General features: G+C 65.1%; 12 protein-coding genes. 5 read left to right on the plus strand and 7 right to left on the minus strand.

Annotated features, from left to right (window positions below):
• Nucleotides 1–12 precede the first annotated feature (12 nt).
• The 5 genes from metG (at nucleotide 13) to mazG (ending at nucleotide 4,136) form a co-directional block, all read left to right on the plus strand.
• A complete protein-coding gene (gene metG / locus U1769_RS17525) occupies nucleotides 13–1,548 on the plus strand; it encodes a methionine--tRNA ligase (RefSeq protein ID WP_332718549.1) in 1,536 nt (511 codons plus the stop codon).
• On the plus strand, nucleotides 1,548–2,324 hold the full coding sequence (locus U1769_RS17530) for a TatD family hydrolase (RefSeq protein WP_332718756.1): 777 nt from the start codon (nucleotides 1,548–1,550) through the stop codon (nucleotides 2,322–2,324). Before metG ends, U1769_RS17530 begins: the two co-directional genes overlap by 1 nt.
• Nucleotides 2,321–3,085, plus strand: coding sequence for an MBL fold metallo-hydrolase (locus tag U1769_RS17535; RefSeq protein ID WP_332718551.1), 765 nt, complete (start codon nucleotides 2,321–2,323; stop codon nucleotides 3,083–3,085). The genes U1769_RS17530 and U1769_RS17535 overlap by 4 nt, the downstream gene beginning before the upstream one ends.
• Nucleotides 3,082–3,288 carry a hypothetical protein gene (locus U1769_RS17540; protein WP_332718553.1) on the plus strand — a complete coding sequence of 69 codons (207 nt, stop codon included), beginning with the start codon at nucleotides 3,082–3,084 and terminating at the stop codon, nucleotides 3,286–3,288. Before U1769_RS17535 ends, U1769_RS17540 begins: the two co-directional genes overlap by 4 nt.
• Before the next feature lie 89 nt (nucleotides 3,289–3,377).
• Nucleotides 3,378–4,136 (plus strand): nucleoside triphosphate pyrophosphohydrolase, encoded by a 759-nt coding sequence (mazG, locus tag U1769_RS17545; protein WP_332718556.1) that lies wholly within the window; start codon nucleotides 3,378–3,380, stop codon nucleotides 4,134–4,136.
• Between the two features lie 95 nt (nucleotides 4,137–4,231).
• Here the strand turns inward: mazG and hflX are convergent, their stop codons facing one another.
• The 7 genes from hflX to dusB all read right to left on the minus strand — a co-directional run bounded on the left by hflX (nucleotide 4,232) and on the right by dusB (nucleotide 13,322).
• Nucleotides 4,232–5,524, minus strand: coding sequence for a GTPase HflX (hflX, locus tag U1769_RS17550; RefSeq protein WP_332718558.1), 1,293 nt, complete (start codon nucleotides 5,522–5,524; stop codon nucleotides 4,232–4,234).
• Nucleotides 5,521–6,102, minus strand: coding sequence for an RNA chaperone Hfq (gene hfq, locus U1769_RS17555; RefSeq protein WP_332718758.1), 582 nt, complete (start codon nucleotides 6,100–6,102; stop codon nucleotides 5,521–5,523). Before hfq ends, hflX begins: the two co-directional genes overlap by 4 nt.
• 26 nt (nucleotides 6,103–6,128) lie before the next feature.
• Complete coding sequence (ntrX, locus tag U1769_RS17560; protein WP_332718560.1) at nucleotides 6,129–7,502, minus strand: nitrogen assimilation response regulator NtrX; 1,374 nt, start codon at nucleotides 7,500–7,502, stop codon at nucleotides 6,129–6,131.
• A gap of 3 nt (nucleotides 7,503–7,505) precedes the next feature.
• On the minus strand, nucleotides 7,506–9,692 hold the full coding sequence (locus U1769_RS17565; protein ID WP_332718562.1) for a sensor histidine kinase: 2,187 nt from the start codon (nucleotides 9,690–9,692) through the stop codon (nucleotides 7,506–7,508).
• A gap of 82 nt (nucleotides 9,693–9,774) precedes the next feature.
• The gene (gene ntrC / locus U1769_RS17570) at nucleotides 9,775–11,229 is read right to left on the minus strand and encodes a nitrogen regulation protein NR(I) (protein ID WP_332718564.1); all 1,455 of its coding nucleotides are present in this window, start codon (nucleotides 11,227–11,229) and stop codon (nucleotides 9,775–9,777) included.
• A gap of 40 nt (nucleotides 11,230–11,269) precedes the next feature.
• Nucleotides 11,270–12,328: a two-component system sensor histidine kinase NtrB gene (locus U1769_RS17575; protein ID WP_332718567.1), complete on the minus strand. Its 1,059-nt coding sequence runs from the start codon at nucleotides 12,326–12,328 to the stop codon at nucleotides 11,270–11,272.
• 4 nt (nucleotides 12,329–12,332) lie between these two features.
• Nucleotides 12,333–13,322 carry a tRNA dihydrouridine synthase DusB gene (gene dusB, locus U1769_RS17580; RefSeq protein ID WP_332718570.1) on the minus strand — a complete coding sequence of 330 codons (990 nt, stop codon included), beginning with the start codon at nucleotides 13,320–13,322 and terminating at the stop codon, nucleotides 12,333–12,335.
• Between the last annotated feature and the right edge of the window lie 15 nt (nucleotides 13,323–13,337).

Consider the following 13,337-nt stretch of genomic DNA (forward strand, 5'->3'; position numbering starts at 1 on the left):
AGGAGGCCCGGCATGGGCGAGCCTTATTATATCACCACCGCGATCAGCTATCCGAACGGACGCCCGCATATCGGCCATGCCTATGAGGCGATCGCGGCCGATGCCATCGCGCGCTATCAGCGCCAGGCCGGGCGGGACGTGCGGTTCCAGACCGGCACTGACGAACACGGCCTGAAAATGGTCCAGACGGCGCGCGACCGGGGCGTCGAGACGCGCGCGCTCGCTGATGAAATGTCATCCTATTTCAAGGAAATGGATGATCGTCTGAATATTTCCTATGATCGTTTCATCCGGACCGTGGAGCCTGTGCATCACGCGGCCAGCGCGGCGATCTGGCAGGCGATGGAAGCGTCCGGCGACCTGTATATGGACCGGTACCAGGGCTGGTATTCGGTGCGCGACGAGGCGTTCTACGACGAGAAGGAACTGACCGACGGGGAAGGGGGCAAGCTGTCGCCCCAGGGCACGCCGGTCGAGTGGACGGTCGAGGAGACCTGGTTCTTCCGCCTCTCGAAATATCAGCAGCCATTGCTCGATCTGTACGAATCCAGCCCCGATTTCATCCGCCCCGACACGCGGCGCAACGAAGTGATGCGCTTCGTCGAGGGCGGGCTTTCCGACCTGTCGGTATCGCGCACCAGTTTTGACTGGGGCGTCAAGGTGCCGGGCAGTCCGGGGCATGTGATGTATGTCTGGGTCGATGCGCTGACCAATTACCTGACGGGCGCGGGCTATCCCGACAATCAGGAGGATCTGGCGCGCTACTGGCCCGCCGATCTCCACGTGATCGGCAAGGATATCGTGCGATTCCATGCCGTTTACTGGCCGGCATTCCTGATGAGTGCGAAGCTCGCGCTGCCGAAACAGGTATTCGGACACGGCTTCCTGCTCAACAAGGGCGAGAAGATGTCGAAGTCGGTCGGCAACGTCACCGATCCGATGGAGCTGGTCGAGCGGTTTGGCGTCGATGCGCTGCGCTATTTCCTGCTGCGCGAAGTTAGCTTCGGCCAGGACGGAAGTTATTCGGAAGAAGCGATCGTCACCCGGTGCAATGCCGATCTCGCCAATAATCTCGGCAATCTGGCGCAACGGTGTCTTTCGATCGTCGCGAAGAACTGCGCCGGGCAAGTGCCGCCGGCGGGTGAGCAGACGGACGCCGACACAGCCTTGCTCGCCAGCGTGACCGCGGCGGAGGCGGGCATGCACGAGGCAATGCGGGATCTGGCGATCCATAACGCGCTGGAGGCGATCTGGTCGGCCGCGCGCGACGCCAACCAGTATTTCGCCGATGCCGCGCCGTGGAGCGTGCGCAAGACCGATCCGGAACGCGCCGACACAATCCTGCACCTGACGATCGAGGCGATCCGCCGCATCGCCATCATGGCGCGATGGGCGATTCCCGACGGCGCCGACCGGCTGCTCGACCTGCTGGGCCAGGACACGGCGGCGCGCAGCTTCGCGGCTTTGGCCGAGCCAGTCGTCGCCGGCACCGTGCTGCCGCCACCGACCGGCGTGTTTCCTAGGCTGGAGCTGGCGGAGGCCGAATGATGTTCGCCGACAGCCATTGCCACCTCAATTACAAGGGCCTGGCCGAGCAGCAGCCCGAGATCCTGGCCCGGGCTCGTGCACGCGGCGTTTCGGCGATGCTCAACATCGCCACGCGTGAAAGCGAATGGGACGCAGTGCTCGGCACGGCCGAGCGCGAGCCCGATGTGTGGGCGACCGTCGGCATCCACCCGCACGAAGCCGACCAGCATCCCGATATCGGCACCGCACGGCTGGTCGAGCGGGCAGCGCATCCGCGTGTCGTCGGCATCGGCGAAAGCGGGCTCGATTATTATTACGACCATAGCGACCGCGATCGCCAGCGGGCGAGCTTCCGCGCCCATATCGCCGCGGCACGCGAAACCGGCCTGCCGATCGTCGTGCACACGCGCGACGCCGAGGAAGATACGGCGGCAATCCTGCGCGATGAAATGGGGAAGGGGGCCTTTCCCGGCGTGATCCACTGTTTCACCGCGAGCGGAGCTTTCGCCGATATCGCGTTGGAATTGGGCTTCTATATCTCGATTTCCGGGATAGTGACGTTCAAAAATGCCAAGGACCTGCAGGAAACCGCGGCGCGCCTGCCGATCAAGCGGCTGCTGATCGAAACCGACGCGCCGTTCCTCGCGCCGGTGCCGCACCGGGGCAAGACTGGCGAACCCGCCTTTGTCGCTGACACGGCCGCCTTCCTGGCCGCGTTGCGCGGCGAGGAGCTCGCTGTCCTGGCCGAGCATACGGCCGCGAATTTCCACGCATTGTTCGCCAAGACCAAGGCGTGAAGGTCCGGATCCTCGGTTCGGGCACCTCGTCCGGCGTGCCGCGGATCGGCAATGACTGGGGCGATTGCGATCCGGGCGAACCGCGCAACCGCCGCACCCGGGTCTCGATCCTGGTCGAGACCGAAACGACGCGCATCCTGGTCGATACCAGCCCCGATATGCGCGAGCAGCTGCTGGCGGCGGACGTCGCGACGCTCGACGCGGTGATCTGGACTCACGACCATGCCGATCACTGCCACGGCGTCGACGATCTGCGGCAGGTCTATCACGCGATGGGCCATCCGGTTCGCGGCCTGGCGCGGCCGGCGACGCGGGACGCGCTGGTGGAGCGCTTCGCTTATGCCTTTCTGGGGCGTGACGGCTATCCGTCGACTGTGGCGCTCGAGACTTTGCCGGATGCGACGGTCATCGGCGATATCGCGGTGCGTGTGGTCGATCAGCCGCACGGCAATATCCTGTCGGCCGGGCTGCGCTTCGATACGGCGGCTGGCTCGATCGGATATGCCACTGATTTCAATATCCTGACGGACGATATGCGCGCGCTGTACCAGGACCTGGATTTCTGGATCGTCGATGCGCTGCGCTATCGGCCGCATCCGACTCATCCCGATGTCCCGACCGTGCTGAGCTGGATCGAGGAGCTGAGGCCGCGGCGCTCGGCGCTCATCCATATGGATCAGTCGATGGACTATGCCACGCTGCGCCGCGTGCTTCCGGCCGGGGTCGAACCCGGATATGATGGCATGGAGGTGATGCCGTGACCGACCAGCCAATCGATTTCGTCTATTATCTGCTGCTGCTGATCCTGCCGCTGTCGGCACTGATGGCGCGGCGGCTGCCGATCAGGGACACGCTCAAGATGGCGCTGGCCTGGGCCGCGATCTTCGGCGTCGCCTTCATCCTGGTCTATCTGTGGCAACAGGCGACCGGCACCGGGGCCGCGCTGGGTGGGCTGTTTGGCTGACACGCCTCGATTACGCCTCTCTCAAACCTGTCTGGATTTAACATAATGTGTATTATCAATCTTGCCGATATGCACGGACTTCCTCGCTGGTGAGCGGCCCCTCCAATATCGAACGCCTCGTCGCGATCATGCGGCAGCTGCGCGATCCCGAGCATGGTTGCGACTGGGACGTCGCGCAAGATTTCGGAACGATCGCGCCCTACACGATCGAGGAAGCCTATGAGGTTGCCGACGCGATCGCGCGCGGCGATATGGCGGACCTCAAGGACGAGCTCGGCGACCTGCTGTTCCAGGTCATATTCCACAGCCGCATGGCCGAGGAAGCCGGCCTGTTCGCGCTCCCCGACGTCGTCGCCTCCATCAGCGACAAGATGGAGCGTCGGCATCCGCATGTCTTCGGCGACAGCTCTGGCGGCCATGAGCAGCATTGGGAACGGCTGAAGGCGGTCGAACGCGCGGCCAAGGGCGAAGCAGGCGCGCTCGACGGTGTCGCCGTCGGCCTGCCCGCCCTGTTGCGCGCGGAAAAGCTGCAGAAGCGCGCCGCGCGGACCGGGTTCGACTGGCCCGATCCGTCGGGCGCAAGAGCGAAGATCGACGAGGAGATCGCCGAGATCGAGGCAGCCACTCCCGCCGAGCGCGCGGAAGAAGTCGGCGACCTGCTGTTCGCGGTGGTGAACTGGGCGCGGCATCTCGGTGTCGATCCCGAGGCTGCCCTACGCCTGGCGAACGCCAAGTTCGAGCGTCGTTTCAAGACGATGGAGGCCGAGGCCGGCGATGCATTCGCTGGGCTGGCGCTCGAGGCCAAGGAAGAGCTTTGGCTGTCCGCAAAGCGCGCCGAGAAATCCTGAGCGGCGCCAGTGATGAGGTCGTTCGCCTGGCGGAATTGGAAGCGTTGAAAGAACGATGGCTCCAACGTTGATACGTTGGGATGCCCAAGCCCCACTCAGTCGTTCCGCTGGTTGAACCGCTCGAAATCGCGTTCGGCCATGCGAACCTCATAGACCGCCCTGTCGTCTTCGATTTCCTGCGAGATCACTTCGCCGTGCTGGTGCAACCAAGCGGCGCCCGCCCCGTCGGATGCTGCGAGTTCGATGCGGTAGCGGCGATGAGCCTGAGTCAGCAGCGCCGCCACCGTCTCGATCAGGGTAGCGACCCCTTCCCCGCTCAGCGCCGAGATCGCGACGACATCAGGACGGCGCTCTGCCTCCCCTACCCGTTCTGCACGATCATCGTCATCGAGCAGATCGAGCTTGTTCCAGGCCTCCAGCCGCGGGGTAGTCGGCGCGACGCCGATCTCGGCCAGCACCGCCTCCACATCGGCACGCTGCGCCGCGCTGTCGGGATGCGCGATATCGCGGACATGGATCAGCAGATCGGCCGAGATCACTTCTTCCAGCGTGGCCTTGAACGCGGCGACCAACTGGGTCGGCAATTCCGAAACGAAGCCGACCGTGTCCGACAGGATCGCCTTGTCGATCCCGGGCAACGAAATCTGGCGCAGCGTGGGATCGAGCGTGGCGAACAGCAGGTCTTCCGCCATCACGTCGGCACCGGTCAATCTGTTGAACAACGTTGATTTTCCGGCATTGGTATAGCCGACCAGCGCGATCACCGGCCAGGGCGCGCGCTGGCGCCGGTCGCGGTGCAGGCCACGCGTTCGGGTAACCTGCTCCAGCTCGCGCTTTAGCCGCGCCATGCGGTCGCGGATCAGGCGCCTGTCGGCCTCGATCTGCGTTTCGCCCGGTCCGCCAAGGAAACCGAAGCCGCCGCGCTGACGCTCGAGATGGGTCCAACTGCGCACGAGCCGACCAGCCTGGTAATCGAGATGCGCTAGCTCGACCTGAAGCCGCCCCTCGGCCGTCGCCGCGCGTTCGCCGAAAATCTCCAGGATCAGCCCGGTGCGGTCGATAACCTTCGCTTCGAGCGCGGTCTCGAGGTTGCGTTGTTGCACCGGGGTCAGCGGCGCATCGAACACGACGAGCCCGGCTTCCTCCATCCGCACCGTTGCGGCGAGCGCCTCGACCTGGCCGCTGCCGATCAATGTTGCAGGCTTGGCCTGGCGGACACGGATCGCGACCTTTTCGACAACGACCACGCCGATCGCTTCGGCGAGGCCGGCCGTTTCGCTCAGGCGCGCGTCCGCGTCGCGCGAGGACACGCCCTGTTCGGGATAGACCACGACGGCCCGCGCACCCCGCGCGAACTCGTCGCGATCACGTTCGAAACCTGTGGTCAATCCTCGTCCGAACCTGCTGTTTCATCGGCCAGATTGAGCGGATGGGCCGGCTGGATCGTCGACACGGCGTGCTTATAAACGAGTTGCGACATGCCGTCGCGCTGAAGCAACATGCAGAACAGATCGAAAGCGGCGATCTGGCCCTGCAGCATCACGCCGTTGACCAGGAACATCGTGACATTGTCGTCCGACTTGCGCACTGCATTCAGGAAGATTTCCTGCAGCAGGGGCTGCTTCTTCTGCGCTTCCCCCACGGCATTGATGATGGCCGCAACGTCGACCGTCGCCGAGGGCATGATCGTCGAGATCGCGTGCTTGTAGATCAGCTGCGACTGGCCGTCGCGGCGGAGCAGCACCGAGAAATTGTCGAACCAGGTCACGATACCCTGGAGCTTCACACCCTTGACGAGGAACATCGTCACCGGCGTCTTGGAGCGCCGCAGGGCATTGAGGAACAGGTCTTGCAGTGAAGTGGGCTTGTCGGCCATCGGTCGATCCTTTGTTCTTGGCGGGTGGTTTCCCGCGGTGCGCCGGGTTCCCGGCGTCGGATGCGCGCTTCGTAGCGCGGTGGGATCAATCTAGGCGCGCAAGCCCCTTTCGTCCACTATTCGTCGCGGGTTTCGGTGATTCCAAGCAGCTTTAGTTTGCGGTGAAGTGCCGAGCGCTCCATCCCGATGAAGCTCGCGGTGCGCGAAATGTTGCCGGAGAAGCGCCGGATCTGGATCCGCAGATATTCGCGCTCGAAGGTTTCGCGCGCTTCGCGCAGCGGCGATCCCATGATCGCATTGGTGCTGCCCCCCATCTCACCGGGATCGCCGAGCACCTCGGCCGGCAGCAGATCGAGATCGATCCGCCCGATCCGATCGCCCGGCGCCATGATGACGGTGCGCTCGACGACGTTACGCAGCTGGCGGACATTGCCCGGCCATTCATAGCTTTGCAGCGCGACCATCGCGTCCGGTGCGATCTCGGGCGTCGGCACGCGGCGTTCCGAAGCGTAATGCGCGATGAAATGGCCAACCAGCGCAGGAATGTCCTCGCGCCGCTCGGCGAGGCCGGGAATCAGCACGGGGACGACGTTGAGGCGATAATAAAGATCCTCGCGAAAACGGCCTTCGGCAATCTCGTGAGTCAGGTCACGCGCGGTGGCGGAAACGACTCGGACATCGACCTTCACGACTCGCTGGCCGCCGACGCGGGTAAAGCTCTGATCGGTCAGGACGCGCAGGATGCGCGCCTGGGTGGCGATCGGCATGTCGGCGATCTCGTCCAGGAACAGCGTGCCGCCATGCGCCTGTTCGAGCAGGCCGGAGCGGACGAGTTGCCCCCCCTCCTCGACGCCGAACAACTCCTCTTCCACACGCTCGGGCGTCATCCTGGCGGCGTTGACCACCACAAACGGTGCATCGGCCCGCTGGCTCCAGCCATGGAGCAGGCGCGCGGCGATTTCCTTGCCGACACCGGCCGCGCCCATCACGAGCACCCGGCTGCCGGTCGAGGCCACGCGCTTCAGCGTCGCGCGCACGCCGTTGATCGCCGCCGAGCTGCCGGTGAGATCGTTATTGCTGCCCACCGAAGCACGTAGCGACGCCACTTCGCGCCGCAGCCGCTCGGTCTCGGTCGCGCGGGCGACCATCAGCAACAGACGCTCGGCCTCGAACGGTTTTTCGATGAAATCGGCCGCGCCGCGACGGATCGCTGCGACGGCCGTGTCGAGATTGCCGTGGCCGGAAATGACCAGCACCGGAATCGACGGATCGCGCCGCTTCAGCTCGTCGAGCAGTTCGAGCCCGTCGAGCCGCGACCCCTGCAGCCACACGTCGAGCAGCACAAGCGAGGGGCGCCGAGCCGAAATCGCCTCCAGCGCCGCATCGCTGTCGGCAGCGCCGCGCGTCTGATAGCCTTCGTCCTCCAGTACGCCCGCGACGAGTTCGCGGATGTCGTGCTCGTCGTCGACGATCAGGATGTCGAGTGCCATGGTTCAGGTCCGATTTCGTGTGAGTTCAGGGGTCCGGCGGTCTTCCCCCTCGATCGTGTCGTGGTCGCCGGTCTCGATCGCCGCGAGTGCAGCCGTATCGAACGTCATCGTCACCATCGTGCCGCCCCCTTCCCGATCGGCAAAGCTGATGGTGCCGCAATGTTCCTCGACGATCTTCTTCACGATCGCGAGGCCGAGGCCGGTGCCCCGCGCTCGTGTGGTGACATAGGGCTCGACCAGGCGATCGCGCGCGGCCGGCAGGCCGATGCCGTTATCGGCGACGCAGACCGTCACAAGATGGCCCCGCTCGACCAGGGTCATCTCGATCCGGCCATTGCCGCCGTCGCCACGCTCCTCGATCGCCTCGACGGCATTCTTGACGATGTTGGTGAGCGCCTGGCCAATCTGCCGACGGTCGCACACCAGTTCGGGGCCGGGATCGTCATGGACAAGCTCGAAGGCGATGAGCGGATGCGCGACCTCGTGCAGGAACAATGCTTGCCGCGCGATATCGAGCAGCGATTCCTCGCGGAACACCGGCTTGGGCATGCGCGCGAAGGAGGAGAATTCGTCGACCATGCGGCGGAGATCGCCGACCTGGCGAACGATCGTCTCGGTCAGACGGGTAAAGGTGCCATCGTCATTCGGCAGCTGCTTCGCATAGCGGCGCTGGAGCCGTTCGGCGGCGAGCTGAATCGGCGTGAGCGGATTCTTGATCTCGTGCGCGATGCGTCGGGCCACATCGGCCCAGGCGGCGCGGCGCTGGTCGAGCAGCTGGCCGGTGATATCGTCGAAGGTCAGGATCGGGCCCTCGTCGGCGCGCGCGATCTTTACCGCCAGCGTCCTGGCTTCGCCGCCCACCTCCACCTCAACGATCGCCTCGCGCGTATCGCCGCGGATCAGGGCGGCGAGCTCGGGCGAAATCTCGCCGAGCTGTCGGCCAATCAGATTTTCGTCCCCGGTATGAAGCAGCATCGCGGCCGAGCGATTGATCAGCCTGATCCCGCCATCGGCCGCGATGGAGATCACGCCAGCGCTGACGCCCGACATCACTGCCTCGATCAGCGCGCGCCGGCTTTCCAGCGCGCCGGTCTGTTGCTCGAGGCGGTCTGTCATCTGGTTGAACGCAGTGCCCAGCGTACCAACCTCGTCGTCGGTCTTGGGCGTGGGCACCCGGGCAGTGAGATCGCCGGTTGCCACGCGGTGCGCCGCATCCACGAGCTCACCCACCGGCCGCACAAGGCGATCGGCGACCTCGAGCGCAATCCACACTGCGATTGCGACGATCAACAACGAAATGACCAGCAAAGCGGCATTGAACTGGAGCTGGAGCGAACGCGATCGGGTCTGAAGCGTGCGATAGTCGCTCAGGATCGTTTCCCCGCGCTTGAGCTGAGTCGCCAGTTCGGGGTCGAATATGCGCGCCGCGTAGAGATAGGTGTCGTCGCCATAATCGAGCTTCACGACCGCCGCGGCGCGATCCTGGCTCTGGATGATGACGCTCGGGGTGCCGCGATTGATCGACGCGACAATCTCCGGCGTGATGACCTTGTCGAGCGGGCGATCGTAGAGATTGACCATCGCCAACACGCGAGTCTGGCCATCCGATCCGACCCGGGCGATCACCGCTTCCGACAGGTTGCGGCGATAGACCTGATATCCGTAATATTGAGAAAAACGCTTGTCATCCAGAGAGTTGGCATGAAGATAATCGGCCAGGTCGCCACCCATGGTGGTGGTTTCATTGCTGACCCGATTCAGTTCGGCCTTGGAATTCTCCTGGGCGAGCGTGGTCGCGTTCTCCAGCATCCCGCGAGCCCGGTCGGAGAACCAGAATTCCACGCCATATTGGAAGAGTAACGACGCGAAAATCACCACCAGCAGGGTCGGTACCGCCGCGATGACCGAGAAAAGCGCGACGAGGCGAACGTGTAATCTGCCCTTTCCGCCGATCGGCGACCGCGCTGCGCGCCGCATCGCGATCCTGCGTCCGAGCAGGACGAGCAGCGCAACGCCCGGCAGCAGGTTGGCGACCAGCAGGAGCGCCACCAGCGACGGCGTGAGGAGCGTGGGCGATCCAGCGCCGCTGGTGATGATGAAATAGCTACCGATCGCGATGGCGATCGCGCCGGCCAGCACCAGCAATTCGACGAACGGCGTTACACTGAAGCGCCAGGTCAGCTGTTTCATTCCGGGAGCTGGAGCCACTTCGGCTGTCATCGTGTCTTCAATACAACGTTTTGTTGCAAGGAAAACACACAAATTACACGGGTCAGCCCGTCTCGGGACCGCCCGACCGTCCTCCGTCCGGTTCTATACCGAGCGTATCGAGCCGTTTGCGCAAGGTATTCCGGTTTATCCCGAGCGCGCGCGCAGCGCGCAACTGGTTCTGGCCGTGGCGCGCGAGCAACGCCTCGATCAACGGGCGCTCGACCTCGCCGATGATGCGGTCGTACAGGCTGCCATCGTCCAGCGCAGCCGGCTCCTCGCGGGCCAGCCGTTCGAGCCGGGCGCGTACCGCCGCCTCGATGCCGGGGTCGCCAGGCAACGGCGCCGGCCCGGACGATGCCGCGCCGAGCATCGCCCGCACCTCGTCCGCGCCGATCCGCTCGTCCCGGCTGAGCACCGCGATGCGGCGCATGATGTTCTCCAGTTCACGGACGTTGCCGGGCCAGTCATAGCTTTCCAGCGACGTGATCGCGGCGGCATCGAGCTGCTTGCGCGGCAGGCCACCTTCAGCGGCGCGATCGAGGAAATGGCGTGCAAGCAGGGCAATATCCTGGCGCCGCGCGCGGAGCGCGGGCAAGCTTACCGGGACCACGTTGAGCCGGTAGAACAGGTCCTCGCGGAACTGGCCGACGGCGACCAGCTGAGCAAGATCCCGGTTGGTCGCCGCCACGATGCGAACATCGGCGCGGATCGTGCGAGCGCCGCCGACGGTGGTGAACTCGCCCGATTGCAGCACGCGGAGCAACCGGGTCTGCGCCTCCATCGGCATGTCGCCGATCTCGTCCAGGAACAAGGTGCCCCGTTCCGCCTGCTCGAACCGCCCTGCCGAGCGCGCTTGCGCTCCGGTGAAAGCGCCACGCTCGTGACCGAACAGTTCCGCCTCGATCAGCTCGCGCGGAATCGCCGCCATGTTGAGCGCGACGAAGGGTGAGCGGCGGCGGGGGCCGAGATCGTGGATGGCCCGTGCGACCAGTTCCTTGCCCGTGCCCGATTCGCCCGAGATCAGCACCGTCAGGTCGTTCGACACGACGCGCGCGATGATCCGGTACACATCCTGCATCGCCGGCGAACGGCCGATCAGCGGCAGGGCCGGATCGACTTCGTCGGCGCGTTCCTCCGGCCCGCCCTTGTTGCGGGCAAGCGCGCCCTGCACTGCACGCGCCAGCACGTCGAGATCGAAGGGTTTGGGCAGATAATCATAAGCCCCGACCTCGGTCGCGCGGACCGCGGTGGTGAGCGTATTGCGGGCCGAGAAGACGATCACCGGCAAGCCGGGATGGTCGGCGGTCAGTCGCTCGACCCGATCAAGGCCGTTGCCGTCGGGCAGGACGACATCGGTGATCAATACATCCGGCAGGCCGGCCGCCAGTTGCACGTCGAGCTCGGCGAGCGTCGCCGCCGTCGTCACGCGGTGCCCCTCGCGCCGAAGCGCCTGGGCAACGACGGTGCGGATCGCCGAGTCGTCGTCAACCACCAGGATCGTGCCCTGGGCCTTCATCGGAGCATCTTCATGTCGGGCTCTTCTTCCTGGCGGGCCATCATGCCGCCCCACGGGGCAGCAGAATACGGAACACCGTCTGGGGCGGCGATCCTTCGCGGGCATATTGCACGATCCCACCCATGTCGCGCACCAGCTTGTCGACGAGCGCCAGGCCAAGCCCCTGCCCTTCGGGTTTGCCGGATACGAAGGGATCGAACAGATGATCGGCGATGTCCTCCGGCGCACCTGGGCCGTTGTCGATCACGCAAATCTCGATCGGCAGCGGCTGGCGCGGGCGACCGGGCGCCGGGCTCACCGCCATGCCGTGGCGATAGGCGGTCGCGAGCGTGATGCGGGCATCGGCCTGGTCCCGCATCGCCTCGGTGGCATTCTTTACCAGGTTGAGCACGACCTGCAGGATCGCATCGCGATCGGTCATCACCGGCGGAAGCGAAGGATCGAACCGCTCGTCGATCGTCACGTGTCGCGCGAAGCCCGCGAGCGCGACCCGGCGCGCATGATCGAGCAGCGGATAGATGTTTTCGGGGCTCAGGCTCAGCGGGCGGGTATCGGTGAAGTCCTGCATCCGATCGATCAGTGCCGCGATCCGATCCACCTCGGTCGTGATCAGCGTGGTCAGCTCATGATTGCCGTCGCCGGCGAGCAACTGCGCCGCGCCGCGGATGCCCGAGAGCGGATTCTTGATCTCATGCGCCAGCATCGCCGCAGCGCCGATCGCCGCTCGCGCTGCTGACGCGCGATCCACCGAATGGCCCATGCGGCGCGAGGTGGCGCCGTGGTGGAGCGTGATCGAGCGCCAGCCGTCATGATCGGGCACCCGGGCCTCGATATAATCCACCAGCACGCGACCGCCCCGGACGATCTCGATCTCGGCGTCGAAAGCCGAAAAACCCTGATTGTCCTTTCGGCTGGGCTCGCCCGGCGGCTGGAATACGCTTTCAAGCGGCTGGCCGCGCATCGCCCGTTCGGACAGGTTAAGCAGCGCCTCGCATTCGGCGTTGGCCGACGCGATCTTCCCTGCCGGGTCGATCACCATCACCGCGACCGGAAGAGCGGAGAAGATAGCGGCGAAGCCTGGCCCCGCCCTGTCGGTCATTGCCTCACGCCGCCGCGCGGCTGCGCCATGGCGCGTAGAATTCGGCCAGCATTGCCTGAACGATTTTGGGATCGGGAATTTGGTTCACCCGGTTGCGGAACTCGGCCGAGCCGTGCAGGCCCTTGGTGTACCAGCCGATATGCTTGCGCGCCATGTTGACGCCGACTTCATTACCGTAATGAGTCAGCATCGCATCATAATGTTCTGTAATCAGGTCATATTGCTGTTCGACCGTCGGGTCGGCTATGCGGCGGCCGGTTGCTAGCCACTCCATCACCTGTGCGAGCAGCCAGGGCCGGCCATAAGCACCGCGACCGATCATCACGCCGTCCGCGCCGGATTGCTCGAGCGCCGCTTCGGCATCTTCGATCGAGCAGATATCGCCGTTGGCAATGACCGGGATCGATACCGCGTCCTTCACCCGCCGGATGAAAGCCCAGTCAGCGGTATCGCGGTACATCTGGTTGCGGGTGCGGCCATGAACGGTGACCATCTTCGCGCCAAGATCCTGGGCGATCTTCGCGAGCTCCGGCGCGTTGAGGCTCGAATGGTCCCATCCCATGCGCATCTTGACCGTAACGGGCACGCTGACCGCGTCCACCGTCGCGCGGATGATCGCGCCGGCATTGTCCAGATCACGCATCAGCGCCGAGCCGGCGTCGCCGCTGGTCACCTTGCGGACCGGGCAGCCCATGTTGATGTCGATGATGGCGGCGCCGCGATCTTCGCTCAGCTTCGCCGCTTCGCCCATCTCATAAGGCGTGCAGCCGACGAGCTGCATCGAGACGGGCTCCTCGACAGGATCCCAGGCCGCCTTCTGCAGCGACTGGCGCGTCTCGCGGATCGCGGCCTGGCTGGCGACCATCTCGGTCACGTTGAGGCCCGAGCCGAAACGGCGCACGACGGTGCGGAACGGCATGTCGGTGACGCCCGTCATCGGCGCCAGAATCACTGGCCGCTCGATCCGGACGGATCCGATCTGGATGGGAGCCATCCGGGGAGGATTTTG

Source organism: Parasphingomonas zepuensis (assembly GCF_036663735.1).
GTDB lineage: Bacteria > Pseudomonadota > Alphaproteobacteria > Sphingomonadales > Sphingomonadaceae > Sphingomonas.

Excerpts from the sequence above, each read along its gene's own strand:
- ntrX (WP_332718560.1), bottom strand. The coding sequence starts at position 7,502 with ATGGCACTCGACATCCTGATCGTCGACGACGAGCACGACATCCGCGAA.
- U1769_RS17575 (WP_332718567.1), bottom strand. The coding sequence starts at position 12,328 with ATGACCGACAGGGCGGGGCCAGGCTTCGCCGCTATCTTCTCCGCTCTT.
- dusB (WP_332718570.1), bottom strand. The coding sequence starts at position 13,322 with ATGGCTCCCATCCAGATCGGATCCGTCCGGATCGAGCGGCCAGTGATT.
- U1769_RS17530 (WP_332718756.1), top strand. The coding sequence starts at position 1,548 with ATGTTCGCCGACAGCCATTGCCACCTCAATTACAAGGGCCTGGCCGAG.
- metG (WP_332718549.1), top strand. The coding sequence starts at position 13 with ATGGGCGAGCCTTATTATATCACCACCGCGATCAGCTATCCGAACGGA.
- U1769_RS17565 (WP_332718562.1), bottom strand. The coding sequence starts at position 9,692 with ATGAAACAGCTGACCTGGCGCTTCAGTGTAACGCCGTTCGTCGAATTG.
- ntrC (WP_332718564.1), bottom strand. The coding sequence starts at position 11,229 with ATGAAGGCCCAGGGCACGATCCTGGTGGTTGACGACGACTCGGCGATC.